At 55.7% G+C, this 25865-nt stretch carries 25 protein-coding genes; 14 read left to right on the forward strand and 11 right to left on the reverse strand.

What is annotated here, in order from left to right; all coding sequences use genetic code 11:
• Nucleotides 1–38 precede the first annotated feature (38 nt).
• The 7 genes from APU02_RS07160 to APU02_RS26555 all read right to left on the reverse strand — a co-directional run bounded on the left by APU02_RS07160 (nucleotide 39) and on the right by APU02_RS26555 (nucleotide 6471).
• Nucleotides 39–1346, reverse strand: coding sequence for a rhodanese-like domain-containing protein (locus tag APU02_RS07160; protein ID WP_060569646.1), 1308 nt, complete (start codon nucleotides 1344–1346; stop codon nucleotides 39–41).
• An 87-nt stretch (nucleotides 1347–1433) separates the two neighbouring features.
• Nucleotides 1434–2066, reverse strand: a complete 633-nt coding sequence (locus APU02_RS07165; protein ID WP_060569647.1) for an ATP-binding cassette domain-containing protein — start codon at nucleotides 2064–2066, stop codon at nucleotides 1434–1436.
• Nucleotides 2066–3601, reverse strand: a complete 1536-nt coding sequence (locus APU02_RS07170) for a hypothetical protein (protein ID WP_060569648.1) — start codon at nucleotides 3599–3601, stop codon at nucleotides 2066–2068. Before APU02_RS07170 ends, APU02_RS07165 begins: the two co-directional genes overlap by 1 nt.
• Nucleotides 3574–4737, reverse strand: a complete 1164-nt coding sequence (locus tag APU02_RS07175) for an ABC transporter substrate-binding protein (protein ID WP_060569649.1) — start codon at nucleotides 4735–4737, stop codon at nucleotides 3574–3576. Before APU02_RS07175 ends, APU02_RS07170 begins: the two co-directional genes overlap by 28 nt.
• A gap of 2 nt (nucleotides 4738–4739) precedes the next feature.
• Nucleotides 4740–5414, reverse strand: a complete 675-nt coding sequence (locus APU02_RS07180; RefSeq protein ID WP_060569650.1) for a VTT domain-containing protein — start codon at nucleotides 5412–5414, stop codon at nucleotides 4740–4742.
• 9 nt (nucleotides 5415–5423) lie between these two features.
• Nucleotides 5424–6230, reverse strand: coding sequence for an exodeoxyribonuclease III (xthA, locus tag APU02_RS07185; RefSeq protein WP_042287522.1), 807 nt, complete (start codon nucleotides 6228–6230; stop codon nucleotides 5424–5426).
• Nucleotides 6231–6333: 103 nt separating this feature from the next.
• Nucleotides 6334–6471 carry a hypothetical protein gene (locus APU02_RS26555; protein WP_157845134.1) on the reverse strand — a complete coding sequence of 46 codons (138 nt, stop codon included), beginning with the start codon at nucleotides 6469–6471 and terminating at the stop codon, nucleotides 6334–6336.
• A 202-nt stretch (nucleotides 6472–6673) separates the two neighbouring features.
• On the opposite strand from APU02_RS26555, the gene APU02_RS07190 reads away from it, so the two are divergent.
• The 6 genes from APU02_RS07190 to spy all read left to right on the forward strand — a co-directional run bounded on the left by APU02_RS07190 (nucleotide 6674) and on the right by spy (nucleotide 13536).
• Entirely contained in the window at nucleotides 6674–7894 is a 1221-nt protein-coding gene (locus APU02_RS07190) for an aspartate aminotransferase family protein (RefSeq protein WP_060569651.1), read from the forward strand.
• A complete protein-coding gene (astA, locus tag APU02_RS07195) occupies nucleotides 7891–8925 on the forward strand; it encodes an arginine N-succinyltransferase (RefSeq protein ID WP_060569652.1) in 1035 nt (344 codons plus the stop codon). The genes APU02_RS07190 and astA overlap by 4 nt, the downstream gene beginning before the upstream one ends.
• Entirely contained in the window at nucleotides 8922–10400 is a 1479-nt protein-coding gene (astD, locus tag APU02_RS07200) for a succinylglutamate-semialdehyde dehydrogenase (RefSeq protein WP_060569653.1), read from the forward strand. Before astA ends, astD begins: the two co-directional genes overlap by 4 nt.
• A complete protein-coding gene (astB, locus tag APU02_RS07205) occupies nucleotides 10397–11740 on the forward strand; it encodes an N-succinylarginine dihydrolase (RefSeq protein ID WP_060569654.1) in 1344 nt (447 codons plus the stop codon). Before astD ends, astB begins: the two co-directional genes overlap by 4 nt.
• Entirely contained in the window at nucleotides 11733–12701 is a 969-nt protein-coding gene (gene astE, locus APU02_RS07210; RefSeq protein WP_060569655.1) for a succinylglutamate desuccinylase, read from the forward strand. Before astB ends, astE begins: the two co-directional genes overlap by 8 nt.
• A 349-nt stretch (nucleotides 12702–13050) precedes the next feature.
• Entirely contained in the window at nucleotides 13051–13536 is a 486-nt protein-coding gene (gene spy, locus APU02_RS07215; protein ID WP_042287508.1) for an ATP-independent periplasmic protein-refolding chaperone Spy, read from the forward strand.
• A gap of 113 nt (nucleotides 13537–13649) precedes the next feature.
• On the opposite strand, the gene cho is transcribed toward spy, so the two are convergent.
• Both cho and nadE read right to left on the reverse strand, forming a co-directional pair.
• Nucleotides 13650–14537: an excinuclease Cho gene (cho, locus tag APU02_RS07220; RefSeq protein ID WP_060569801.1), complete on the reverse strand. Its 888-nt coding sequence runs from the start codon at nucleotides 14535–14537 to the stop codon at nucleotides 13650–13652.
• 120 nt (nucleotides 14538–14657) lie between these two features.
• Nucleotides 14658–15485, reverse strand: coding sequence for an ammonia-dependent NAD(+) synthetase (gene nadE, locus APU02_RS07225; RefSeq protein ID WP_042287506.1), 828 nt, complete (start codon nucleotides 15483–15485; stop codon nucleotides 14658–14660).
• Nucleotides 15486–15705: 220 nt separating this feature from the next.
• Between nadE and osmE the strand changes: the two genes are divergently transcribed.
• The 7 genes from osmE (at nucleotide 15706) to chbG (ending at nucleotide 21613) form a co-directional block, all read left to right on the forward strand.
• Complete coding sequence (gene osmE, locus APU02_RS07230) at nucleotides 15706–16047, forward strand: osmotically-inducible lipoprotein OsmE (protein ID WP_042287504.1); 342 nt, start codon at nucleotides 15706–15708, stop codon at nucleotides 16045–16047.
• Between the two features lie 298 nt (nucleotides 16048–16345).
• Entirely contained in the window at nucleotides 16346–16666 is a 321-nt protein-coding gene (gene chbB, locus APU02_RS07235; RefSeq protein WP_042287501.1) for a PTS N,N'-diacetylchitobiose transporter subunit IIB, read from the forward strand.
• Between the two features lie 82 nt (nucleotides 16667–16748).
• Nucleotides 16749–18107 carry a PTS N,N'-diacetylchitobiose transporter subunit IIC gene (chbC, locus tag APU02_RS07240; RefSeq protein WP_060569656.1) on the forward strand — a complete coding sequence of 453 codons (1359 nt, stop codon included), beginning with the start codon at nucleotides 16749–16751 and terminating at the stop codon, nucleotides 18105–18107.
• A 52-nt stretch (nucleotides 18108–18159) separates the two neighbouring features.
• The gene (gene chbA / locus APU02_RS07245) at nucleotides 18160–18510 is read left to right on the forward strand and encodes a PTS N,N'-diacetylchitobiose transporter subunit IIA (RefSeq protein WP_042287495.1); all 351 of its coding nucleotides are present in this window, start codon (nucleotides 18160–18162) and stop codon (nucleotides 18508–18510) included.
• Nucleotides 18511–18517: 7 nt separating this feature from the next.
• The gene (gene chbR, locus APU02_RS07250; RefSeq protein ID WP_082636792.1) at nucleotides 18518–19366 is read left to right on the forward strand and encodes a transcriptional regulator ChbR; all 849 of its coding nucleotides are present in this window, start codon (nucleotides 18518–18520) and stop codon (nucleotides 19364–19366) included.
• Between the two features lie 121 nt (nucleotides 19367–19487).
• Complete coding sequence (locus APU02_RS07255) at nucleotides 19488–20843, forward strand: 6-phospho-beta-glucosidase (protein WP_042287485.1); 1356 nt, start codon at nucleotides 19488–19490, stop codon at nucleotides 20841–20843.
• 11 nt (nucleotides 20844–20854) lie between these two features.
• A complete protein-coding gene (gene chbG, locus APU02_RS07260) occupies nucleotides 20855–21613 on the forward strand; it encodes a chitin disaccharide deacetylase (protein ID WP_060569658.1) in 759 nt (252 codons plus the stop codon).
• 50 nt (nucleotides 21614–21663) lie between these two features.
• Here chbG and katE read toward each other — a convergent pair whose 3' ends face one another.
• Entirely contained in the window at nucleotides 21664–23922 is a 2259-nt protein-coding gene (katE, locus tag APU02_RS07265) for a catalase HPII (protein ID WP_060569659.1), read from the reverse strand.
• A gap of 201 nt (nucleotides 23923–24123) precedes the next feature.
• Between katE and cedA the strand changes: the two genes are divergently transcribed.
• Entirely contained in the window at nucleotides 24124–24378 is a 255-nt protein-coding gene (cedA, locus tag APU02_RS07270) for a cell division activator CedA (protein WP_072014981.1), read from the forward strand.
• 62 nt (nucleotides 24379–24440) lie between these two features.
• On the opposite strand, the gene tcyP is transcribed toward cedA, so the two are convergent.
• Nucleotides 24441–25832, reverse strand: a complete 1392-nt coding sequence (tcyP, locus tag APU02_RS07275) for a cystine/sulfocysteine:cation symporter (RefSeq protein WP_042287476.1) — start codon at nucleotides 25830–25832, stop codon at nucleotides 24441–24443.
• Between the last annotated feature and the right edge of the window lie 33 nt (nucleotides 25833–25865).

Below are 25865 nucleotides of genomic sequence, written 5' to 3' on the forward strand. Positions count from 1 at the left end.
GCGCCGGATGGGCCATGCGCGCATCCGGCCATTTGCGGTTACAGGCTGCTTTGCGGACCCCGTTCGCCACGGGCAACCGGGTTTTTCGGATCGCTGCTCCATTCATACCAGCCGCCATCGTACACCGACACGTTCTGCCACCCCATCGCCCGGGCGTACATAAACGTTTCCGAAGCGCGCCAGCCGGTGCCGCAATAAAAAGCGATCTGTTGATCCGGCAGAATGTTCCACTGCTTCCACATTGCGGCAATGTCGTCTGCGCTGCGCATGGTGCCGTCCGGGTTATGGAAATCTTCCATATGCGTGGAGTCGCTGCCCGCATGACCCCAGCGCGCGCCGGCAATTTCGCCTTTTGGCTTAATGTAGCTATACCCGCTGGTGGCGCCGATAAATTCCGGCCAGGAGCGAATGCTGACCAGCGAGGCGTCCTGCCTGTGCAGCAGTCCGCGCGCCTGCTGTGTGTCGATCATCAGCTGTGGCTGCGCCGGAATAGTCACGCCGAAATCCGGCGCGGGTTTGACTTTCGCTGGCATCCCGCGTTCCACCGGTAGCCCGGCGTCAGACCAGCTCTGCCAGCCGCCGTCGAGCAGGCGAACGTCCTTCACCCCGGCGTAGAGCAGAATTTGCGCCACGCGGGCGGCGGCATAGACATCGCGCCCGTAGAGAATCACCGTCGTGTCGTGACGAAGACCGTGTCTGGCCAGCATCGCCTTAAGATCGGCATCGGGGACTTTATTCCACAGCGGCTCGCTTTCCACTTCGTTGGTATCGATATAGCCCGCGCCCGGAATATGGCTGATAAGATAACGCTTCGGCGCGCCCCAGGCGGCTTCGATCACTTTCCAGTCACCGGCAGGTTTAGCGGCGACCGCGTTGCCTTGTTGCAGTTCGTGCAGCCACTGCGGGTACACCAGTTGTTCAAAATGCGCCAGCCGCTGGAGGCGAGCGGGATCCTGAAGCGCGTCGGTGAGCGTAGAAACCGGGTTAAGACCGGCTTTTTCCAGTCGGTTTTTCACCGCCTGAATCGCCGTTTCACTGCCATAGAGCGCGACCGGGGTGTTGGCGCTAAGGTGATGTTGTTGGATCCACGCCTCGATCTGTTCATCGCTCATGGCGTCGAGCCAGCTGGCGGAGAGATTCAGTGCCGATGGTTCATGGCCGGAAGGGCCGTTAGCGCTCTGCGGCCAGCCGTTATAAAAAGCGCTGGGGCGGGTGTCAATGGCGATGCCATTTTTCTGCATGAGCTGGTGGAAAGTGATCGCCTGCGTCATATCAGCAGCCCAGGAGGAAGCGCAAGCCAGCCCTAAAGCCATTGCCAGCGCGGTCAGTTGAGAAACACGTTTCATCGAATTGCCCGACGTTGAGATAAGAGGGCGACATTTTCTGCTTCCTGGAGGCGAAAAACTTTGCGTTAACACAGGATGCGCGCATATTTATACGGCGCTGGTCAGCCGCAAAATCTGTCCGCCGGCCGGCACATCTTCCGGGTCGTGGGTGACCTGAACCACGGGAATCTTCAGGCGGCGGACCTCTTCAAAGACCCATTGTCGAAAATCAGCGCGCCGGTCGGCGTCAAGACGCGCGAACGGTTCATCTAACAGTAGCGCCCGTGGCTGTGCCAGCAGGGCGCGGAGCAGCGCCACCCGGCCACGCTGGCCACCGGAGAGCGTCGCCGGATCGCGTGACGCGAACCCCGCCATTCCCGCGCGTTCCAGCGCATGTTGTACCGCCTGTTCGCGCGCCGCGCCTTTCACGGCGGCCGGTAGCGCCAGCAGCAGGTTCTGTCCTACAGTGAAGTGATCGAACAGCAAGGCATCCTGAAATAATATACCCACCTGCCGCGCGGCGGTGGGCAGCCGATCCAGTCGCCGATCGTCCAGCCACAGTTCGCCAGATGCCGTCAGCGGCAGTGACAGCGCACCAACCAGCCAGGCCAACAGCGAGGATTTTCCGCAACCGGAAGGGCCCATTAACGTGACAATGTCACCTTTTGCCGCCTCAAACGTTAATGGGCCGAACAACGGGGTCTGTTTCAGGTACAGAGAAAGATGACGAACAGTTAGCATTATCGCATTCCTTGACGGGCACGACCGACCCAGGTTGAGATGCCGGCAGTCAGCATAAACACCAGCAACGGTAACAACAGTTGCCACAGCGCCTGCGCCGCCAGGATGCCGGTGCTGCCGCCGCTACTGAGGGCAACGGCTTCTGTCGTCAGGGTCGGAAAGCGCCCTGCGCCCAGCCACAGCGTCGGCATATATTGCGCAATGCTCACAGAAAAACCGACCGCCAGCGCAATCAGCGCCGGGCGCAGCATCAGCGGGCATTTCAGGTAGCAGAAAATTTTTACTGGCGACCAGCCCAGCGTTTGCGCCACCAGAATCAATCGCGGGTCGATGCGCCGCCAGGTCGGTTGCAGTATGAAAAGCATCCATGGCGCAACCCACAGCAGGTGGCCCCAGATGAGGGTGGAAAACTGTCCGTCCTGCCCGGTGCGCAGTGCGACAGCATACTGACCGACCACCAACGGTAGTGCGGGCAGCAGGATCGGTAACCAGACCCAACGATGCCTGTGCCGTGGCCCCCATTCCAGCCAGAGCAGTAACATAACCAGCGCCAGTACGCTGGCGAGCGCGCCTATTTGCAGGCTGTTGATCAACGCGTCGACGTCGGGCGTGGCATCTCGCGCGAGCACAGCCAACAAAAGCGCGCATAGGAGTCCCGCCAGCGGCAGTGCGCGCGACAGCGCCTTTCCGCTCAGGGCCGGAACGTGAGGCTGACGCAGACCGTGGACGGAGGGCAATGTTCGCCGCCAGAAACGCCAGATCAGATACCCAACCAACGCAAAGAGGGCGAGTAACATGACCAACAGCAGGCTGGCCAATGCCCCTTTACTCTGTTGGTCGCTGTCGCCCTGGCTTAGCCATTGCCAGCTTAGTACGGCCAGCGTGGGCGGGTTACCAGGGCCGAGAATCATCGCGACGTCTACTGCCGAAAGCGTCCACGCGACCACTGCCAGCATCACCACGCCCAGTGCCGGGGCAATTGAGGGAAGGATCAACCAGCGCATCGCCTGGTAACGGTTGTAGCCCAGTGAGTCGAGGATAATGACCTGACCGCTGAGACGTGTTTCGCTCAACAGGACCGTCAAAATCCACAGTACAAAAGCGCTCTCTTTCACTGCAAGCGTGACCCCCAGTCCAATGCCATAGCTGTCCATCGGCGGCGTGAACGCCGGCAGTGCGCGCCAGAGTAAGCCGCCTTCGGCAAACAGCAGGAGCGTTGCGCTGGCAAAGGCGACGTGAGGGATGGCCAGCAGCCACGGCAGTCGACCGGCCAGGCTGCGCCATCGGTCGCCTGGCCAGAGCGACACGACGATCGCCAGCGCGATGAACAGCGCGCCGACGGCGGCGACGATGGTGGAAACCACGGTGGCCAGCAGCGCTTGCGGTAACTGCGGATCGGCAAACAGCGCCTGCCAGTGCGCGAATGACAGGGCCGGGGAGATCAGCAGTACGCTGGCGGGCACTAATGGCGCGTAGACAACCAGCATGCACAGCCAGGCCAGCAGCGTTAGCGCGTACCGTAACGGCGCAGCCATTCCTGCTCCAGGGCGTTGATCCAGGCGGCGTGAGGTTCAGGTAACACGGCAGGCAGGCCGCCCGGCGAGCGCGCAGCCAGCGCTTCTCGTTCGGCAACAGGCAGCGTTTGCGGGTCCAGTACCGAAGGATCGCCCCAGACTGCCGGGTCAGCTTTGCGCAGTTGCGCCTGCGGCGAGAGCAGGAAGTTTGCCACCACCTTCGCACCTGCTTCGGCACGGGCGTTGGCGGGAATCGTCACAAAATGAACGTTGCCAATCATGCCATCAGAAAAGCCAAAGCTGTAGCTGCTGTCTGGCAGTTCGCCATTGGCGACTTTTTGCTGCGCGTGGGCCGGGTTAAAGGTCAGCGACAGGCGCAGCGTACCGCTGTTCAGCAACGCATCCATGCGCGCCGGAGAAGCGGGAAAGTCTTTCCCCTGACGCAACAGATGCGGGTGCAACGCCTCGAGATAGCGCCACAATGGCGCGGTTACCTCCGCAAAACGGGCGGTGTCGGGCGCAACGGTTAGCGCTGCCGGCGTGCGGGTCAGCGAGATGAGTAACTGTTCGAGAAATGCCGTACCGGTGAAGTCCGGCGGACGCGGATAGCTTACGGTACCCGGGTGGGCTTTGGCGAACGCCAGTAGCGCCTGCGGACTTTGCGGCGGCTGCGGCGTGATGTTTGGATCCGCAATAAAGGTGAGCTGTGCGCCGCCCCAGGGCGATTCCGCACCGTCGGTAGGCACGGAGAAATCTTCCCGCACCGGCTTTTGCGTATCGACATAACGCCAGTTTGGCAGCGTCTCCGCCCACTGAGTTTGCAGCAGTCCCGCTTCTTTCAGCGTGCGGAAATTTTCGCCGTTTACCCACAAGAGATCTACCGAACCGCCGTCTTTCCGCCCGGCGGCGGCTTCGGTCTGAATACGTTTAACCGCGTCCGCAGCGTCGGCCAGACGGACGATTTTCAGGTCAATAGCGTAATGGGTTTTCATTTCACCGCTGACCCAGTCCAGATACCGGTTGATCGCCGGATCGCCTCCCCAGGCGTTAAACCAGACTGTCTGGCCTTTGGCTTCTTCTTTAACCTGCTGCCAGCTGTCAGCGGCATGAACCTGAGCGCTTAACAGCAGGCCTGCAATAACGCATCCCCAACGCATAGTTACTCCTGAAAAAAACGTGTTGCCAGCCAGCGCGAGGCCAGCGGTAAAAGCCCGAGCAGCGCAAACGCGGCCAGCATAGCGGGTGAGATAATGTCACGCATGGATGTCAGTTGACCCAGTTGCCTGCCGGCATTGAGATACACCAACGTGGCGGGCAGCATTCCCAGTTGGCTGACCCACCAGTAGCGGCGCACGCTAATGGATGTGACTCCCGCCAGCAGATTCACCACCACGAACGGGAACAACGGCATCAGGCGCAGCGCAAAGAGATAGCCGACGCCGTTGCGCGCGATCCCGCGATTCACCGGCTTCATCTGGCGGGAAAAACGGTGCGATACCCAGTCACGCAGCAGATAACGGCTGGTGAGCATAGCGAGCGTGGCGCCCAGCGTCGAGGCAAATGAGACCAACAGCGTCCCTTGCCACAGACCAAACAACGCGCCGCCGAGCAGGGTTAACAGCGCCGCGCCGGGTACAGACAGGGCTGCTACGGCGGTATAGAGCAGGAAATAGAGCGTCGCGCAAAGCAACGGCCACTGGCGCTGCCAGTCCACCAGCAGAGCGTGGTTGCGCCTGAGCGTATCAAGCGTGAGAAAGCCGGGGGGCGTGAGCCACATCAACCCGGCTATGAAAAGGACAAGGATACCCGCTAACAGGTATTTTCGGCTGTTCACCGGTCTCTATCAAACGTGAAACTTCGCCCATACCGGCGCGTGATCGGAGGGTTTTTCCATACTGCGGATATCGTAGTCGATGCCGGTTTCGACGCAACGTTCCGCCAGCGGCTGGCTTGCCAGTAGCAGATCGATGCGCAGGCCGCGGTTGTCATCAAAGCCTTTTGAACGGTAATCAAACCACGAGAACCGATCCACCGTTTCCGGGTGCGCGTGGCGGAAGGTGTCCACCAGTCCCCAGTTCAGCAAACGTCCCATCCATTCACGTTCTTCCGGCAGGAACGAACATTTTCCGGTGCGCAGCCAGCGCTTACGGTTTTCTTCGCCGATACCGATGTCCAGATCGGTCGGGCTGATGTTCATGTCGCCCATGATCAATACCGGATTATCGCGCTTCAGTTCAGTGTCGAGATACTGCTGCAGGTTTTGATAGAACCGTTCTTTCGCCGGAAATTTGACGGGGTGGTCGCGGCTTTCACCCTGCGGAAAATAGCCGTTAATCACCGTCACGTTGCCCAGAGGCGAGGGGAGTTCCGCCATGATAATGCGGCGCTGCGCTTCTTCACCGTCGCCAGGGAATCCGCGACGGACGGCGACAGGCGTCTCTTTTGTCAGTAGCGCCACGCCGTAATGGCCTTTCTGACCATGATAAAACACGTTGTAGCCGAGTTTCGCCACGTCCTCAAGCGGAAACATGTCATCGTGAACTTTTGTCTCCTGAAGGCCGATGACGTCAGGTTGGTGTTTTTCGACAATGGCTTCCAGTTGATGAGGTCTGGCGCGCAGGCCGTTGATATTAAAAGAGACAAATTTCATAGTCGCTGCCACTTTGCTGGGTGAATAGTGCAAGGATGGTAGCAGAATTTACGTTGGCTGACTGCCACTTGTCGCCAGATTCCTGCAATGAATGCGAATGGTGTTAACGATGGTGCAACATTTGCCCGCTTTCAGGGCGCATTGCGCCAGAATGGCGCAGCAATTTCCGGTAAATTTCGCAGACGATCACATTTCCAGAATTATATTTGGCATGTGCATAATATTGCGGATTTTCATCCATTTATTCACCTTTCCAGCAAACATATTCACTTTTTATGCAGTAAAAGTGAATATCGACAGGATATAACCCATTGATTTTGTGTTTCTCCATCCCGTTTATGCATTTTTTCGCTGGCTGGCATGAAGCCTGCAATCTACATTTACAGCGCAAACACACTATTTATTAACATATAAATAACTTTTTATTTACCGTTGAGGTTGCTATGTCTCAGTCAATTACGCGTGAAAATTTTGATGAATGGATGATGCCCGTTTATGCCCCGGCGCCTTTTATTCCGGTACGTGGCGAAGGTTCACGCTTGTGGGATCAGCAGGGTAAAGAGTATATCGATTTCGCCGGGGGGATTGCGGTCAATGCCCTCGGTCATGCGCACCCGGAACTGCGAGAAGCGCTAAATGAACAAGCTGGCAAATTCTGGCACACCGGTAATGGTTACACTAACGAACCGGCGCTGCGGCTGGCGAAAAAACTCATCGACGCCACCTTTGCCGATCGCGTTTTCTTTTGTAACTCCGGGGCGGAAGCTAATGAAGCGGCGCTGAAGCTGGCGCGAAAATATGCCCACGATCGCTACGGCAGCGAGAAGAGCGGCATTGTGGCGTTCAAAAATGCTTTTCATGGCCGCACGTTGTTTACCGTCAGTGCTGGCGGGCAACCGGCCTATTCTCAGGACTTTGCGCCGCTGCCGCCGGATATCCGCCACGCGGTATATAACGACATTAACTCCGCCAGCACCCTGATCGACGACACCACCTGCGCGGTGATCGTTGAGCCGATGCAGGGCGAAGGCGGGGTGTTGCCCGCCACGCCTGCGTTCCTGCAGGGCTTGCGCGAGCTGTGCGATCGTCACAACGCGCTGTTGATTTTTGACGAAGTCCAGACCGGCGTCGGTCGCACCGGTGAGCTGTACGCCTATATGCATTACGGCGTTACGCCCGATCTGCTGACCACGGCGAAAGCGCTCGGCGGCGGATTCCCCATCGGCGCGCTGCTGGCACGTGAGGCCTGCGCCAGCGTGATGACCGTCGGTACGCACGGAACCACTTACGGCGGCAATCCGCTGGCGACCGCAGTCGCCGGGAAACTGCTGGACATTGTGAATACCCCGGCGATGCTGAACGGCGTCAAACAGCGCCACGACGGGTTTGTTGAGCGCCTGAACGCCATTAACCAGCATACCGGCCTGTTTAGCGAAATTCGCGGTCTGGGTCTGCTGATTGGCTGCGTGCTGAACGCCGGGTATGCCGGTCAAGCCAAACAGATAGCGCAGGAAGCGGCGAAAGCGGGCGTGATGGTGCTGATTGCCGGGGCTAACGTGGTACGTTTCGCCCCTGCACTGAACGTCACCGAAGAAGAAATGACCACTGGGCTGGATCGCTTCGCGCAGGCCTGCGCACAGATCAAGGCTGGAGGTTCCTCATGAGAGTAATCCGTCCTGCTGAACAGGGTGATGTCGCTGCGCTGATGCAGCTTGCCGGTAAAACCGGCGGCGGCCTGACGTCGTTACCGGCGAATGAAGGGACGCTGGCAGCGCGCATCGATCGCTCAATTAAGACCTGGCGGGGAGAACTGCCGAAAAGTGAACAAGGGTTCGTGTTTGTACTGGAAGACAGCGAAACCGGGGAGGTGGGCGGGATTTGCGCCATCGAGGTGGCGGTCGGGCTGAATGATCCGTGGTACAACTACCGTGTAGGGACGCTGGTGCATGCCTCGAAAGAGCTGAACGTCTATAACGCGCTGCCGACGCTGTTTCTCAGTAATGACCACACCGGCAGCAGCGAGTTGTGTACGCTATTTCTCGATCCGGACTGGCGCAAAGAAGGCAACGGTTATCTGCTGTCAAAATCGCGCTTTATGTTTATGGCGGCGTTTCGCGACAGGTTTAATGAAAAGGTGGTTGCGGAAATGCGCGGCTTCATTGATGAGAACGGCTACTCTCCGTTCTGGGAAAGCCTGGGTAAGCGCTTTTTCTCAATGGAATTTAGCCGCGCGGATTTCCTGTGCGGTACCGGGCAAAAAGCGTTTATCGCGGAACTTATGCCCAAACATCCTATTTATACCCATTTTCTCAGCCATGAGGCGCAGGCGGTGATAGGTCAGGTCCATCCGCAGACGGCGCCTGCCCGCGCGGTGCTGGAAAAAGAGGGATTTCGCTATCGTAACTACATCGATATTTTCGATGGCGGGCCGACACTCGAGTGTGATATCGACCGGGTACGCGCCATTCGTAAAAGTCGGCTGGTGGAGGTTGTCGAAGGGCAGCCTGCCCCTGGGGATTATCCGGCCTGCCTGGTGGCTAATGAGAATTACCAGAACTTCCGCGTCATGCTGGTGCGCGCGGACCCGGATACGCAGCGGTTGGTGCTCACGGCAGCACAGCTGGATGCCCTGAAATGTCAGGCGGGGGAAAGCGTGCGCTTTGTCCGTCTTTGCGCTGAGGAGAAAACGGTATGACGTTATGGATTAATGGTGACTGGCTGAGCGGTCAGGGGGAGCGTCGGGTAAAACGCGATCCGGTGAAGGGGGACGTGCTTTGGGAAGGTCACGATGCGGATGCCGATCAGGTGTTGCAGGCCGTTCGCGCTGCCCGCGCGGCGTTTCCGGCATGGGCAAAACGTCCTTTTAGCGAGCGTCAGGCGATTGTAGAGGCGTTTGGCGGGCTGCTGGAAAACAATAAAACGCAGCTCACCGCGATTATCGCCCGCGAAACGGGTAAGCCTCGGTGGGAAGCGGCCACGGAAGTGACGGCGATGATCAATAAAATCGCCATTTCGATCAACGCGTACCACGCTCGTACCGGAGAGCAGCAGAGTGCGTTGCCGGACGGCGCAGCGACGCTGCGCCATCGTCCGCATGGCGTGCTGGCGGTGTTTGGCCCCTACAATTTCCCCGGGCATCTGCCGAATGGCCATATCGTCCCGGCGCTGCTGGCTGGCAATACGGTGCTTTTTAAACCCAGTGAACTCACGCCGTGGACCGGTGAAGCCGTAATCAAACTCTGGCAGCAGGCCGGATTGCCCCCCGGCGTCGTGAATCTGCTTCAGGGCGGTCGCGAAACGGGACAAGCGCTGAGCGCGCAGGACGATCTGGATGGTCTGCTGTTTACCGGTAGCGCGAATACGGGTTATCAACTGCACCGCCAGCTTGCCGGACAGCCGGAAAAAATTCTCGCGCTGGAAATGGGGGGAAATAATCCGTTGATCGTCGAAAACCCGGCAGATATCGACGCCGCCGTGCACCTGACTTTACAGTCGGCGTTTATCACTGCCGGACAGCGCTGCACCTGCGCGCGCCGTTTACTGGTCAAAAAAGGGGCGCAGGGCGATGCCTTTCTTGCGCGGCTGGTCGAGATGAGTCAGCGGTTACAGCCGGGGCGCTGGGACGCTGAGCCGCAGCCTTTTTTCGGTGGGCTGATTTCAGCGCAGGCGGCGAAGCACGTCTACACGGCCTGGCAACGTCTGGCGGCGCTTGGCGGTAAGACGTTGCTGACGCCGCGTCTGATTGAGGACGGCACGTCGCTGCTGTCGCCAGGGATCGTGGAATTGACCGATGTGGCAAATGTGCCTGACGACGAAGTGTTTGGCCCACTGTTGGGCGTCTGGCGTTATGACCGTTTTGAGGACGCGATAGCGCTGGCGAACCAGACACGCTTTGGCCTGTCGTGCGGACTTATCTCGCCCGATCGTGCACAGTTTGACCAGTTGCTTCTGGAAGCGCGCGCGGGGATCGTCAACTGGAATAAACCACTGACCGGAGCCGCGAGCACCGCGCCGTTTGGCGGAGTGGGGGCATCCGGTAACCATCGCGCCAGCGCGTGGTACGCCGCGGATTACTGCGCCTGGCCGATGGCGAGCCTCGAATCACCGACATTGACGCTACCGGGCGTCCTGAGTCCCGGGCTTGATTTCTCTCGTGAGGAAGGATTATGAACGCGCGCGAGGTCAATTTTGACGGGCTGGTGGGGCTGACGCACCATTATGCCGGGTTGTCGTTTGGTAACGTGGCGTCCACGCAGCACCGCTTTCAGGTATCGAATCCGCGCCTGGCCGCAAAGCAAGGATTGCTGAAAATGAAGGCGCTGGCCGATGCCGGGTATCCGCAGGCAGTGATCCCGCCGCATGAACGGCCATTTATTCCGGCGCTGCGCCAGCTCGGGTTTAGCGGTAGCGATGAGCAGATCCTCGCAAAGGTGGCGCGGCACGCGCCGCAGTGGCTTTCCAGCGTCAGTTCAGCGTCGCCGATGTGGGTCGCCAATGCGGCCACGGTCGCACCGTCTGCTGATACTCTGGATGGTAAAGTTCATTTGACGGTGGCAAACCTCAACAATAAGTTTCACCGATCGCTGGAGGCTCCGACGACCGAAGCGCTGCTGCGAGCCATTTTTCACGACGATCGTTATTTTTCGCTTCACTCGGCGCTGCCGCAGGTGGCGATGCTTGGCGATGAAGGCGCGGCGAATCACAGTCGTCTGGGGGCTAACTATGGCGATCCTGGCATCCAGCTGTTTGTGTACGGGCGTGAAGAGGGCAATCAGACCCGGCCTTCTCATTATCCGGCGCGCCAGACCCGTGAGGCCAGCGAGGCGGTCGCGCGGCTGAATCAGGTTAATCCGCGGCAGTGCATTTTTGCCCAGCAGCATCCTGATGTGATTGATCTCGGCGTTTTCCATAACGACGTTATTGCGGTGTCGAATCGGCAAGTGCTGTTTTGCCATGAGCAGGCTTTCGCCAGCCAGGATCAGGTACTGGACCAACTGCGCGCCCAGGTGCCGGGTTTTACGCCTGTCGTGGTGCCTGCGTCAGAAGTATCTGTTTCCGATGCGGTTGCCACCTATTTGTTTAACAGCCAACTGCTGAGCCGTGAAGATGGCTCGATGATGCTGGTGCTGCCGCAGGAGTGTCGTGAACATGCGGGGGTATGGCGTTATCTGACAAACCTGCTGGAAGGCGACAACCCGATCCGCGATATGCGCGTGTTTGACCTGCGTGAAAGTATGTCCAACGGCGGCGGTCCTGCGTGTCTGCGCCTGCGGGTCGTGTTGACCGATGCGGAGTTGCGGGCGGTGAATCCCGCGGTGATGATGAACGACACCCTGTTTTCCGCCCTCAACGACTGGGTGGATCGTTACTATCGCGATCGGCTGACCGCCGCAGACCTGGCGGACCCGCAGTTGCTGCGGGAAGGTCGCGAAGCGCTGGACACCCTGACGCAGTTGCTGAAACTTGGTTCTGTCTATCCGTTTCAGCAGGCAGGAGAGCGACATGGATGATTTCCTTGCTGTTACCCTGGCAGGCGTGATATCGGAGGTCTCTGAAGGGAAAGGCCCGGGCTTTCACTGGCGTCAGACGGCGCCGGGCATCCTTGAACTGATCCCGGAAGCGGCGACCGATCGGGCGTTAGTGATTTCGGCCGGTATTCACGGTAATGAAACGGCGCCGGTGGAAATGCTTAGCGCGCTGCTGACGAGATTAATGGCGGGTGAGATCTCTCTGCGCTGGCGGCTGTTGCTGATTCTGGGCAACCCGCAGGCGCTGGCAGAGGGCAAGCGCTACTGTCACAGTGATATGAACCGGATGTTCGGCGGGCGCTGGCAGCAGTTTGAAGAAAGTGGTGAAACGCTACGCGCGCGGCAACTGGAACGATGCCTGGAGGATTTCTGGTGTCGGGAAGCAACACCGACCCGCTGGCATCTCGATCTTCATACCGCCATCCGTGGTTCTCATCATCTGCGGTTTGGCGTGTTGCCGCAGCGTCCGATTCCGTGGGATGACGGTTTTCTCGACTGGCTCGGCGCCGCCGGGCTTGAGGCGCTGGTCTTTCATCAAACACCAGGCGGTACGTTTACGCATTTTAGCGCAGCGCATTTCGGCGCGCTTTCCTGCACGCTGGAGCTGGGAAAGGCATTACCGTTCGGGCAAAACGATCTACGCCAGTTTGCGCCTACCGCAGACGCGTTGTCCGCTCTGCTGGCCGGGAAGGGAGAAAAGCGCAGCGGCGTGCAGCCGGTTCGCTATCGTGTAGTATCACAAATTACGCGACGCAGCGAAGCATTTGTGCTGCATATTGATCGTCAGACGCTGAACTTTACACCGTTTCAAAAAGGCACTCTGTTAGCCGAAGACGGCGCCGAGCGCGTTATTGTACGCCACGAAGTTGAGTACGTTCTTTTTCCCAACCCTGCCGTCGCACCCGGTTTACGCGCCGGACTGATGCTGGAAAAAATCAACTGACCTATTTACCGCAGGCTCTCTTTGCCTGCGGTTCTTATTATATCGTGCGTCTGTGAAATATTACGGATTATTCCTGGTAAATTGCTTTATTATTCATCATTGCTGAGTTATAGTTCTTCATATTTCCTGCAAAATCATCCGCTTGTCATTTTTTCTTGCCATTCTTCGCCATAATTTCTTTTTTTCTCCACAATTGGCGAAAAGTTGTTTTTTATACTTTCATTGTTTTACCGATACTCTGACTAATTGACGATAAAGCCGCTAAAGTTAATCTCGTCAACACGGCACGGCTCTTGTTGGTAAGAGTTAAGAAAGCCGTAAAAAATAACTGAAAGGAAGGATAAAGAATATGCGTAAATTAACTGCACTGTTTGTTGCTTCTACCCTGGCTCTGGGCGCTGCTAACCTGGCTCACGCAGCCGAAACCACCGCCGCCGCGCCAGCGGATGCAAAACCCATGATGCACCATAAAGGCAAATTTGGTCCGCATCATGACATGATGTTCAAAGACCTGAATCTGACCGATGCGCAAAAGCAGCAGATTCGCGACATCATGAAAGAGAAACGCGCCGACATGAAACGCCCGTCTTTAGATGAGCGCCGCGCAATGCACGCGATCATTGCCAGCGACAGCTTCGATAAAGCCAAAGCTGAAGCGCAGATCGCAAAAATGGAAGAGCAGCGTAAAGCCAACATGCTGGCGCACATGGAAACACAGAATAAGATCTACAACATTCTGACCCCGGAACAGAAAAAGCAGTTTAATGCCAATTTTGAGAAGCGTCTGACAGAACGTCCGGCGCGAGACGGTAAAATGCCCGTACCTGCTGAGTAATCGCTGAGCAAACGGATCCGAAAACCGCCGGTCTTGTTCATCCTCTCCCATGAGGCGATGGACAGGCCCGGCGGTTTTTTTTACCGCAGTAGGCCATTCCACCCTGACGCCAGTTATCTGCTGTTCATTAAAGCATCCGGGCTGAGGTCGATGATCTCGCAGGTGCCGGAAATCAAGGGCTTGCAGAGGATTTTGTAGCCATCATGATCAAAACCTGCCGGCGTTTGTACCAGCGTCGACACGTTATCCAGAGAGTCAACCGCGCCCAGCCAAAGCCAGTTATTAATAATGTGGTACTGCGTCATCCCCGGTCGGCTCTCTTTGAGCGCAATAGCGTTTTTCCACGGCCAGCAAACAACACGCAGTTTCTCCAACGAATCCAGCAGGCGGGTCGCATGCTGGTCAGGACTTTCTTTGCCGCAACAGGCCCCCGCGCAGCGCTTTAGCGCTGAGCGAAAACAGGCGCGACCGCGACTCAGCGGCTCAAGACCGAGCAGTCCATAACACAGCTTTTGTTCATCAGCGAGGGTCTGTAAGGCCTGCAACGCGGCGCGACGATTGGCAAAAAGACCAAACAGGTTGGCCGCGTGTGAAAAGTCGACGTCGCGTGCATAAACGACGTCAACGTTTTGCCCGCGAAGCTGGAGGGCGCAGAGTTGGCGGTTGCGCCGGAGTCGTTTGTTAAACAACGGCTGCTGTTCTTTAATAAGCCGGGCTTCCAGCAGCAGCGCGCCGATTTCTCCCGCGGTGCAGATCCAGCTAATGCGTCGGGACTGACGCAGCATGGCGGCTTCATCGGCGGTGCGCAGATGTGACAGTACCCGGCTGCGAATATTCACGCTTTTGCCTATGTACAGAGGCATGGCGTCGCTGTCGCCATGGAACAGATACACGCCGGGTACGCTGGGCAACGCATCAAGGAAAGGGCGCAGATGTTCGGGGTATTTGTAAATTGCTGCTGCTTCAAATTCTGGACGAGGGGCTGATTGACGCCGTACCACGGTTAACTCCGGATGCTGGTTATTCATCCAGTATAGCAGCGCAGCGGAGAGTAAAAAAGAGGCGATTTTGTGGAGGCTGGCCGGACAGCGCGCGTGGCGACATTATCCGGCCAGGTAAAATCACTGTTTCCAGAAATCGTCAAACACCGTAATGGGCGGACGGCGTTTATGTTCCGTCTTCAGGTACCAACCTTCGATGATATTGGCAACGGCGGGATCGACGGCTTTCCCTTCCAGATAGTCATCAATATTGTCGTAGCTGACGCCGAGCGCGGTTTCATCCGGCAAAGAAGGGCGATCGTCTTCCAGGTCGGCGGTCGGGGCTTTCTTGTAAAGATGTTCCGGGCAGCCTAACGCGGCCAGCAACTGTTTGCCCTGACGTTTGTTCAGGCGGAACAGGGGATTAATGTCGGTGCCGCCGTCGCCATATTTTGTAAAGAAGCCAGTAATAGCTTCCGCCGCATGGTCGGTACCTACCACGACTCCGCTGGTCATTCCGGCGATACTGTACTGTGCCTTCATACGTTCGCGGGCTTTTTCGTTACCGCGCACAAAATCGCTCAGTTCAATCCCCGCGTCGCGCAACGCCTGTTCACTCGCCAGCACCGCGCCCTTAATGTTGACCGTCAACACACGATCCGGCTGGATAAAAGCAAGCGCGTCCTGGCAGTCCTGCTCGTCGAACTGCACCCCGAAAGGCAGGCGGACTGCAATAAATTGCAGCGCGTCATTACCTGTTTCTTCGCGCAGTTCGCTGATCGCCATCTGACAGAGTTTTCCTGCCAGCGTGGAGTCTTGCCCGCCGCTGATTCCCAGCACCAGGCTTTTCAGGAAGGAATAGCGTTGCAGATACGCTTTCAGAAAATCCACGCTGCGGCGAATTTCTTCTTCTGGATTAATGTGCGGCTTTGCGCCCAGCGCCTGGATGATCTCTTGTTGCAGAGACATGTAACTCCTCCCCAATATGAAATAAAAAAAAGCAGTCTGTAATAAAGCTAACCCTTTGTCGCGCAAACGACAAGTCGGGGCGGGCCGTGTGGCGTTTAAAACGACATCCTGGTGACTTATTAGAATCATCCGAAACCAACTTCGTGTGGAGTGGTCGCTTGAAAAAAGTGGAGATGTATTCCAGGCTTACTTAACACGCTGAAAAACAAGAGGACGGAAAATGAACAAGAACGTAGCAGGAATTCTGAGCGCAGCGGCGGTATTGACTATGCTGGCAGGCTGTACGGCTTACGATCGTACAAAAGACCAATTCGTTCAGCCGGTAGTAAAAGACGTGAAAAAAGGCATGAGCCGTTCACAGGTTGAACAGATTGCCGGTAAACCTTCTTCTGAAGTCAGCATGATCCATGCTCGCGGTACCTGCCAGACCTATATTCTGGGTCAACGTGATGGTAAAGCTGAAACCTATTTCGTCGCCCTTGACGATACCGGGCATGTCATTAACTCTGGCTATCAAACCTGCGCCGAGTATGACACCGACCCCCAGGCTCCGAAGCAGTAATGACTGTCTAAAGCCTGAACAGCACGAAGAACCGGCCATTGCGCCGGTTTTTTTGTAGCGGCATGATCTTAATTATTGAAGCGAATTATTTGCCTGAAATGTGAAGGGGGTCATAACGTCAGGTCAATGAGAGACAATTTAGTTGGTCAAGGAAATACCATCCGCGGGTCCGATACCGTATACTCATTTCAGACACAGAAATAAGTCTTTCGATTACGCAAGTTGTCCAGTGCATGGATGCAGGTTTGAGACTTGCGGCGTGTCTGGTTAACAGATAATCGCACTTGAGGAACGTTTTATGGAAAAGAAACACATTTATCTGTTTTGCTCTGCGGGCATGTCTACCTCTTTACTGGTGTCGAAAATGCGCGCACAGGCTGAGAAATACGAAGTACCGGTTATTATTGAAGCATTCCCGGAAACCCTTGCCGGAGAAAAAGGCCCGGCGGCAGATGTCGTATTATTAGGACCGCAAATTGCTTATATGTTGCCCGAAATTCAGCGTTTGTTACCTGACAAACCTGTAGAAGTGATTGACTCGCTGCTGTATGGCAAAGTCGATGGTTTAGGCGTGCTTAAGGCTGCGGTTGCAGCAATTAAAAAAGCCGCTGCGAATTAATATTTTAATTTTTTCCCGTCAAAGAGTTATTTCATTTACATATACCGCAATGTCACATTGCGGTTTTTAAGGGTATTTTTCTATGAGTAACGTCATTGCTTCACTTGAAAAGGTACTCCTTCCTTTTGCTGTAAAAATAGGAAAGCAGCCACACGTTAATGCAATCAAAAATGGTTTTATTCGTTTAATGCCGTTGACCCTCGCTGGGGCCATGTTTGTATTAATTAATAACGTTTTCCTGAGCTTTGGGGAGGGGGCGTTTTTTTATTCCCTCGGCATTCGGCTGGATGCGTCTACCATTGAGAATCTCAATAGTCTGAAAGGCATCGGTGGGAACGTCTACAACGGTACGTTAGGCATTATGTCCCTGATGGCGCCGTTCTTTATCGGTATGGCGCTGGCAGAAGAACGTAAAGTCGACGCCCTGGCAGCCGGCTTATTATCTGTCGCGGCATTTATGACCGTTACGCCCTATAGCGTCGGTGAAGCCTATGCGGTGGGCGCAAACTGGCTGGGCGGCGCGAATATCATTTCCGGTATTATTATCGGTTTGGTGGTTGCGGAAATGTTCACATTCATTGTCCGCCGTAACTGGGTGATCAAATTACCCGATAGCGTACCAGCATCTGTCTCCCGCTCATTCTCCGCGTTAATTCCAGGTTTTATTATCCTCTCTATCATGGGGATCATCGCCTGGGCGCTGACCACCTGGGGAACGAACTTCCACCAGATCATTATGGATACCATTTCTACGCCGCTGGCGTCGCTAGGCAGCGTGGTGGGTTGGGCTTATGTTATCTTCGTTCCGCTGCTGTGGTTCTTCGGTATTCACGGCTCCCTGGCGTTGACCGCGCTGGACAGCGGCATTATGACCCCGTGGGCGCTAGAGAACATCGCTATTTACCAGCAGTACGGTTCCGTTGACGCCGCGCTGGCCGCCGGTAAGACCTTCCACATCTGGGCAAAACCGATGCTGGACTCCTATATTTTCCTCGGCGGCAGTGGCGCAACGCTTGGCCTGATCATTGCTATCTTCATTGCGTCTCGTCGCGCCGATTATCGTCAGGTCGCCAAACTCGCGCTGCCGTCAGGCATCTTCCAGATTAACGAACCGATTCTGTTTGGTCTGCCGATTATCATGAACCCGGTGATGTTTATCCCGTTCATTCTGGTACAACCGATTCTTGCCGCGATTACGCTGGTGGCGTACTACCTGGGCATTATCCCGCCGATTACCAACATCGCGCCGTGGACCATGCCCACCGGCCTGGGCGCCTTCTTTAACACCAACGGCAGCGTCGCTGCGCTGCTGGTGGCCTTGTTCAACCTGGGTGTGGCGACGTTGATTTACCTGCCGTTTGTTGTGGTGGCTAACAAAGCGCAGAACGTCATTGATGAAGAAGAAAGCGAAGAAGACATCGCCAACGCCCTGAAATTCTAAATTTTAACCGGCATGTGGTTACGCATGCCGGGTCGTCAAAGAGGAATGATTTATGATGGATCTTGATAGCATTACCGATGCGCAAACCGAGGCTGAAGAGCTTGAAGAAGTGGTGATGGGGCTCATCATCAACTCCGGACAGGCGCGCAGCCTGGCCTACGCAGCGTTGAAGCAGGCAAAGCAGGGCGACTTTGCGGCGGCGAAGACGATGATGGAACAGTCGCGCATGGCGCTGAATGAAGCCCATCTGGTGCAAACGAAACTGATTGAAGGCGATCAGGGTGAAGGTAAAATGAAAGTCAGTCTGGTTCTGGTGCATGCGCAGGATCACCTGATGACCTCAATGCTGGCGCGCGAACTGGTGTCAGAATTGATAGAGCTTCACGAGAAGCTGAGCAAGTAAGGAGTTGATGATGCAACTGCAGGCTACCGCTACCGTACCGGAAATCACCGTTGCCCGCGAACAGCAACTGTTTAATGGCAAAAATTTCCACGTCTTTATCTATAACAAGACAGAGAGCGCCTGCGGCTTGCATCAGCACGACTACTATGAGTTTACGCTGGTGCTCACCGGCCGCTATTACCAGGAGATTAATGGTAAGCGTGTGCTGCTGGAGCGGGGGGACTTTGTGTTTGTCCCGCTGGGTTCTCATCACCAGAGTTTTTACGAGTTCGGCGCCACGCGTATTCTTAACGTCGGCATCAGCAAACGTTTTTTTGAACAGCACTATAGCCCGCTCATGCCGTATTGTTTTGTGGCATCGCAGGTCTATCGCACCAACAGCGCATTTTTAACCTATGTCGAAACAGTGATTGCCTCGCTCAACTTTCGAGATACCGGGCTGGAGGAATTTGTGGAAGTGGTCACCTTCTACATTATCAACCGCCTGCGTCATTATCGTGAGGAACAGGTGCTGGATGATATTCCGCAGTGGTTAAAAGCCACTGTCGAAACCATGCACAATAAAGAGCAGTTTGGCGAAAACGCGCTGGAAAATATGGTTTCCCTGTCCGCAAAATCCCAGGAATACCTGACGCGAGCGACGCAGCGTTATTATCGAAAAACGCCGATGCAGTTAATTAACGAAATTCGTATTAACTTTGCCAAAAAACAGCTGGAGATGACGAACTACTCCGTAACGGATATCGCCTACGAGGCCGGATACAGTAGCCCAAGTTTGTTTATTAAAACGTTTAAAAAAATGACGTCGTTTACGCCAAACAGCTATCGAAAAAAACTGACGCAATATAATCAGTAAAAAGTTTATTCAATAACCTGATTTTAAAGCTTGCCCAATATTAACGCGGGACCCCCGCGTTACACCTGAAAAAAGGGCCGAGCATAATTCACGCCAGTGTCTGACACTGAAGGGAGAAATTATGAGCCAGAAATTAAAAGTTGTCACTATTGGTGGCGGGAGCAGCTACACCCCAGAATTACTCGAAGGTTTTATTAAGCGCTATCATGAGCTGCCGGTCTCTGAATTGTGGCTGGTTGACGTGGAAGGCGGCGAAGAGAAGCTGGATATCATCTACCGCCTGTGTCAGCGAATGGTTGAGAAAGCGGGGGTGCCGATGAAGGTCTTTAAAACCCTCGATCGCCGCGAAGCGCTGAAAGACGCAGACTTTGTAACCACCCAGCTGCGCGTCGGACAATTGAAAGCCCGCGAGCTGGATGAACGCATTCCGCTGAGCCAGGGATACCTGGGACAAGAAACCAATGGCGCAGGCGGTCTGTTTAAGGGTCTGCGCACCATTCCGGTGATTTTTGACATCATTAAGGATGTGGAAGAACTTTGCCCGAATGCGTGGGTCATTAACTTCACTAACCCGGCGGGTATGGTGACCGAAGCGGTGTATCGCCACACCAATTTTAAGCGCTTCATTGGGGTGTGCAACATTCCTGTCGGCATGAAAATGTTCATCGGCGATGTGCTGGGACTGAAAGAGAGCGATGCGCTGTCTATCGATCTGTTTGGCCTGAACCACATGGTGTTCATCAAAGATGTGTTCGTCAACGGGGAGTCGCGCTTTGCTGAACTGCTGGATGGCGTCGCTTCCGGTCAGCTTAAAGCGTCCGGCGTGAAGAACATTTTTGATCTGCCGTTCAGTGAAGGTCTGATTCGCTCATTGAATCTGCTGCCGTGCTCGTATCTGCTGTATTACTTCAAGCAGAAAGAGATGCTGGCCATTGAAATGGGCGAATACTACAAGGGCGGCGCGCGCGCGCAGGTAGTGCAGAAAGTTGAGAAACAGCTGTTTGATCTGTACAAAAATCCGGAGCTGAACGTGAAGCCGAAAGAGCTGGAGCAGCGCGGCGGCGCTTACTACTCTGATGCTGCGTGCGAAGTGATTAACGCCATTTTCAACGACAAACAGACTGAGCATTATGTCAACGTTCCGCATCACGGGCACGTTGATAACATTCCGGCGGACTGGGCGGTGGAAATGACCTGTACATTGGGCCGCGACGGCGCGAAGCCGCATCCGCGAATCACCCATTTTGACGAAAAAGTGCTGGGGCTTATCTATACCATCAAGGGCTTTGAAGTGGCGGCCAGCAAGGCAGCATTGAGCGGTGAGTTTAACGACGTGCTGCTGGCGCTTAACCTCAGCCCGCTGGTCCATTCGGATCGCGATGCGGAAACCCTGGCGCGTGAGCTGATCCTGGCGCATGAAAAGTGGCTGCCTAACTTTGCTGGCTGTATTGAAAAACTGAAAGGCGCACAACACTAAAGAGGTTGACTATGGAACGCGTACTGATTGTCAATGCGGACGATTTTGGTCTGAGCAAAGGACAAAACTACGGCATCATTGAGGCCTGTCGCCATGGGGTGGTGACTTCCACCACGGCGCTGGTGAACGGCGAGGCCATTGAGCATGCGGCGCAGTTAAGCCGCGAACATCCGTCGCTGGCCGTAGGGATGCACTTTGTTCTGACGCTCGGCGCCCCGTTAACCCGGATGCCAGGGCTGACCCGGGAAGGGCGTCTGGGGAAATGGATCTGGCAGATGGCGGAAGAGGATACGCTGCCGCTGGATGAAATCGCCCGCGAACTGGAGTGTCAGTATCAGCGTTTTATCGATCTGTTTGGGCGGGAGCCTACGCATCTGGACAGCCATCATCACGTGCATATGTTCCCGCAAATTTTTCCTGTCGTCGCGCGTTTTGCCGCCGAACGGGGAGTGGCGCTGCGTATTGACCGCCAGCCGGTGTTTAATGCCGCGGACCTGCCGGCAACGTTGCGAAGTTCGCAAGGGTTTAGCAGCGAGTTTTACGGTGAAGCGATATCCGAAGCGTTGTTTCTGCACGTTCTGGACGCCTCTGCGGCGCGTGGGGAGGCTTCACTGGAAGTGATGTGTCATCCGGCGTTTATCGACAATGTGATTCGTCAAAGCGCCTACTGTTATCCCCGCCTGACTGAACTGGAGGTACTGACGGCCCCGTCGCTGAGGAAGGCGGTTGTGGAACGCGGCTACCGTCTGGGCAGTTTTCTTGATGTGTAGTGCCTGAGTTTGCGGCGCATACATAATGCGCCGCATTTTTTACTTATTGATTACGCCGGGATTAGCGGCACTTTGCCGGTTCGTGACCACACGCGGTGCGCGGCCATCAGCGTAAACAACGCGTCCATAAACTGACAGTCCACGTTGTCTGCTTCGACAAGACCTTCTTCCCCCTGACTGTCGACATTCAGCACAGCTTTAAAGCGTCGTGCATCACCCGCCAGAGCGATAGGCTTGAGGTGTTTATAGGCTTCGAGCAGATAGTAACGGGCGTCGCCACTGTTTTCGATATCCGCGATATCGCCGCACGGCACAATGACGGCATCGACGGTAAGGGATGGCGCGCCAGCGAAGGTGGCGGCAATGGTCAGGGTAGAACCGTCGTCGGCCACCACTTCACCCATGCGTGAGTAAAGCAGTTTCGCATGAACGCCTTTTGCTTTCAGCGCTTGCAGGATAGCCAGCAGGTCGGCGGATTTTACCTTACCGTTCAGTAAAATCCCCACCACGCGACCTTTAATATCACCGTCGGGGATCGCATAAAGACTTAGCGATGGATCTTTCTTCAGTCCGTTGACGTCCGGCGGCGGGGCGATTTGCGTTTGTTCCGGCGTCAGTTCAATGCCCAGATTCTTCGCCACTGCTTGCGCCAGCGTTATGTCAATATGCGCCAGTTGATCCACAACCCGTTCGCGTATATAAGCGCGAACCACTTTACTGAGCTCAAAGCTGAAGGCATCGACGATATGCAACTGCTCAACCGGCGTCTGGCTCAACCAGAACAGGCGCGGGTGAGCGTAATATTCACCAAAGGATGGGCTACGTTCGCGTACTTTGTTGCCTTCAACGCGCTCCTGATAAGACTCGAAACCTCCCCGCTTAGGCGCTGGCGGCGTTTCACGCGGCCAGTTGTCGTTGATAGAATTGGGCTCATAGTTAGCCGGGTTAGTATCGATGCCCATCCGGTGCATACCGTCACGCTGGAAGTTGTGATACGGGCAGGTTGGACGGTTGATAGGGATTTCATGGAAGTTGGGCCCGCCGAGGCGGCTGATTTGTGTGTCGGTATACGAGAACAGTCGGCCCTGCAGCAGCGGATCGTTTGTGAAATCAATACCGGGAACGATATGGCCCGGGTGGAACGCGGCCTGCTCGTTTTCGGCAAAGAAGTTGTCCGGGTTACGGTTCAGCACCATTTTCCCTACGCGCTGCACCGGTACCAGCTCTTCCGGGATAAGCTTGGTTGGGTCCAGCAGGTCGAAGTCGAATTTGAATTCGTCTTCTTCCGGAATTAGCTGGAATCCTAATTCATATTCCGGGAAATCACCGGCTTCGATAGCTTCCCACAGTTCGCGGCGATGGAAGTCCGGGTCGCGACCGGTGAGTTTCTGCGCTTCGTCCCATACCAGCGAAGCCTTGCCCGCCAGCGGTTTCCAGTGGAAGCGTACAAACGTCGCTTTCCCTTCGGCGTTAATCAGTCGGAAGGTATGAATACCGAAACCTTCCATGGTTCGATAGCTCCGCGGGATGCCGCGATCCGACATCGCCCACATGACGTTGTGCAGTGTTTCAGGCTGTAGCGAAACATAGTCCCAGAACGTGTCATGGGCACTTTGACCTTGCGGAATCGCCCAGTGCGGTTCGGGCTTAACGGCGTGGACGAAATCCGGGAACTTATGCGCGTCCTGTATAAAGAAAATGGGGGTGTTATTGCCCACCAGGTCGAAAATGCCTTCTTCAGTATAAAACTTGGTGGCGAATCCACGGATGTCACGTACGGTGTCCGCTGAGCCAGCGCCACCCTGTACCGTGGAGAAGCGCACAAATACTGGCGTGATTTTGTCCGGATCGGAAAGGAAAGCGGCTTTGGTGATATCGCTCAGGTTTTTATAGGGCTGAAAGTAGCCGTGCGCAGCGGACCCACGCGCGTGAACAATACGTTCCGGAATACGTTCATGGTCAAAGTGGGTAATTTTTTCGCGCAGGATAAAATCTTCGAGCAGCGTAGGACCGCGGCTACCGGCGCGTAAGGAGTTCTGGTCATCGGCGATACGCACGCCCTGATTGGTGGTGAGCGCGAAATTTTCGCTGCCTTTACGCACGCTTTCGAGATCGTTCAGCTTTTCATTTCCGGTATCCGGCGCTTTCAGGCTGCCGGGGGCCGTTGGCTGTGCGCCCGGCGGAGTGGGTTCCGGGGACGGGCGATGCGAGCCGTCCTCAGGCGCCAGAGAGTCAAGTCCCGGCTGCGATTCACGGGTGTCGTGGACAGGGGACTGATGAGGATGGGGATTTTTCTCATTATGCGACATTGAACTCGTCTCCATTTTTCATGGCTGAAAAGACCGTTTTATTTGTTAAAACCCCACTAACTATAGACCACCACGGAGATTCTATCGGAAGACCACGGCATGGTTACGGCGAGACGGCGCGCAAAGCGCACGTGCAGAGCAGGACGGGCAGGGGAAAAATCGGCTAAGATAGTTCTTTTCTGATTTTTAGCATCGGTCTTAGTGAAGCAATTAATGATGAAACCTCTACGCCAACAAAATCGCCCGGTTATTAGCTATGTCCCGCGAGTGGAACCCGCGCCGCCTGAACATGCGATAAAAATGGAAGCGTTTCGTGACGTATGGATTTTGCGTGGAAAATATGTCGCGTTTGTCTTACTCGGCGAGTCGTTCCAGCGATCGCCCGCCTTTACCGTACCGGAGTCCGCTCAACGCTGGGCAAACCAGGTACGGCAGGAAAATGAAATCGCTGACTAATGCGCCATAAAAAAACCGCCCCGAAAGGCGGTTATTATCGTTAAAGAAGGGCGTTTTTTCCCTTAGCGATGCGCCAGTTCGGCGTCTTCTTCACTGTCCAGAATGGTTTTATCGGTTTGTTTCAGCCACTGGCTGGTCAGCGTACCAGCGGTCATGGAGCCGCTCACGTTCAGCGCGGTACGGCCCATGTCGATCAGCGGCTCAACGGAGATCAGCAGCGCCACCAGCGTGACTGGCAGGCCCATTGCGGGCAGAACAATCAGTGCGGCGAAAGTTGCGCCGCCACCAACTCCCGCCACACCAGCGGAGCTGACGGTGACAATGCCAACCAGTGTGGCAATCCATACCGGATCGAGCGGGTTAATTCCTACCGTCGGGGCGACCATCACCGCCAGCATAGCCGGATACAGACCGGCACAGCCATTCTGACCAATGGTCGCGCCAAACGAGGCTGCGAAGCTGGCGATGGATTCCGGCACGCCGAGACGACGGGTTTGCGCTTCAACATTCAGCGGAATAGACGCGGCGCTGGAGCGACTGGTGAAAGCGAAAGTGAGCACCGGCCAGACCTTACGGAAGTATTTCAACGGGCTGACGCCATTAACGCCCAGCAGCGCGCCGTGGACAACAAACATTATCGCCAGCCCCAGATAGGAGGCCACCACAAAGCTGCCCAACTTAATGATGTCCTGCAGGTTGGAGCCCGCCACGACTTTGGTCATCAACGCCAGTACGCCGTAAGGGGTTAACTGCATCACCAGGCGGACCAGCTTCATTACCCAGCTTTGCAGGGTGTCGATAGCGGTTAATACGCGCTCGCCTTTAGGCGCGTCATCTTTTAGCAGCTTAAGCGCAGCCACGCCGAGGAACGCAGCGAAGATCACGACGCTAATGATAGAGGTCGGATTCGCGCCAGTCAGATCGGCAAACGGGTTTTTCGGTACAAACGACAGCACCAACTGCGGGACGCTGAGGTCTGCGACTTTTCCGGCGTAGTTGGTTTCGATAGCGTTAAGGCGCGCCGTTTCGGCGCCGCCCTGTACCAGCCCTTCTGCGGTGAGACCGAAAAGGTTGGTCACCAGCACACCCACCAGTGCGGCGATAAGCGTAGTAAACAGCAGCGTGCCGATGGTCAGGAAGCTGATTTTTCCCAACTGTGAAGCGTTGTGCAGGCGGGCTACCGCACTCAAAATAGAGGCGAACACCAGCGGCATCACGATCATTTGCAGCAGTTGTACATAGCCATTACCGACAATGTTGAACCACTGTACGGAATCTTTGAGTACCTGGCTGTCAGAACCATAAACAGTATGGAGGGCGAGGCCAAAGACCACGCCCATGACCAGACCAACCAGTACTTTCTTTGCCAGACTCCACTGTTTATGACGGGTTTGCGCCAGCGCAAACAGCAGAATGACGAACACCACGATGTTCGCGATTAATGGAAAATTCATCCCCGTTCTCCTGATTTTATTATTCGTCTCGCT

This window comes from Citrobacter sp. 50677481 (assembly GCF_001463265.1).
GTDB classification, from domain to species: domain Bacteria; phylum Pseudomonadota; class Gammaproteobacteria; order Enterobacterales; family Enterobacteriaceae; genus Citrobacter_A; species Citrobacter_A sedlakii.

Coding starts and splice junctions, on each gene's coding strand:
- APU02_RS07165 (WP_060569647.1), bottom strand. CDS start 2,066: ATGCTAACTGTTCGTCATCTTTCTCTGTACCTGAAACAGACCCCGTTG.
- astE (WP_060569655.1), top strand. CDS start 11,733: ATGGATGATTTCCTTGCTGTTACCCTGGCAGGCGTGATATCGGAGGTC.
- tcyP (WP_042287476.1), bottom strand. CDS start 25,832: ATGAATTTTCCATTAATCGCGAACATCGTGGTGTTCGTCATTCTGCTG.
- APU02_RS07190 (WP_060569651.1), top strand. CDS start 6,674: ATGTCTCAGTCAATTACGCGTGAAAATTTTGATGAATGGATGATGCCC.
- APU02_RS07255 (WP_042287485.1), top strand. CDS start 19,488: ATGAGCCAGAAATTAAAAGTTGTCACTATTGGTGGCGGGAGCAGCTAC.
- spy (WP_042287508.1), top strand. CDS start 13,051: ATGCGTAAATTAACTGCACTGTTTGTTGCTTCTACCCTGGCTCTGGGC.
- chbB (WP_042287501.1), top strand. CDS start 16,346: ATGGAAAAGAAACACATTTATCTGTTTTGCTCTGCGGGCATGTCTACC.
- astA (WP_060569652.1), top strand. CDS start 7,891: ATGAGAGTAATCCGTCCTGCTGAACAGGGTGATGTCGCTGCGCTGATG.
- chbC (WP_060569656.1), top strand. CDS start 16,749: ATGAGTAACGTCATTGCTTCACTTGAAAAGGTACTCCTTCCTTTTGCT.
- astD (WP_060569653.1), top strand. CDS start 8,922: ATGACGTTATGGATTAATGGTGACTGGCTGAGCGGTCAGGGGGAGCGT.
- chbR (WP_082636792.1), top strand. CDS start 18,518: ATGATGCAACTGCAGGCTACCGCTACCGTACCGGAAATCACCGTTGCC.
- APU02_RS07160 (WP_060569646.1), bottom strand. CDS start 1,346: ATGAAACGTGTTTCTCAACTGACCGCGCTGGCAATGGCTTTAGGGCTG.
- APU02_RS07175 (WP_060569649.1), bottom strand. CDS start 4,737: ATGCGTTGGGGATGCGTTATTGCAGGCCTGCTGTTAAGCGCTCAGGTT.
- APU02_RS07170 (WP_060569648.1), bottom strand. CDS start 3,601: ATGGCTGCGCCGTTACGGTACGCGCTAACGCTGCTGGCCTGGCTGTGC.
- nadE (WP_042287506.1), bottom strand. CDS start 15,485: ATGTCTCTGCAACAAGAGATCATCCAGGCGCTGGGCGCAAAGCCGCAC.
- chbG (WP_060569658.1), top strand. CDS start 20,855: ATGGAACGCGTACTGATTGTCAATGCGGACGATTTTGGTCTGAGCAAA.
- katE (WP_060569659.1), bottom strand. CDS start 23,922: ATGTCGCATAATGAGAAAAATCCCCATCCTCATCAGTCCCCTGTCCAC.
- APU02_RS26555 (WP_157845134.1), bottom strand. CDS start 6,471: ATGGATGAAAATCCGCAATATTATGCACATGCCAAATATAATTCTGGA.
- chbA (WP_042287495.1), top strand. CDS start 18,160: ATGATGGATCTTGATAGCATTACCGATGCGCAAACCGAGGCTGAAGAG.
- astB (WP_060569654.1), top strand. CDS start 10,397: ATGAACGCGCGCGAGGTCAATTTTGACGGGCTGGTGGGGCTGACGCAC.
- osmE (WP_042287504.1), top strand. CDS start 15,706: ATGAACAAGAACGTAGCAGGAATTCTGAGCGCAGCGGCGGTATTGACT.
- xthA (WP_042287522.1), bottom strand. CDS start 6,230: ATGAAATTTGTCTCTTTTAATATCAACGGCCTGCGCGCCAGACCTCAT.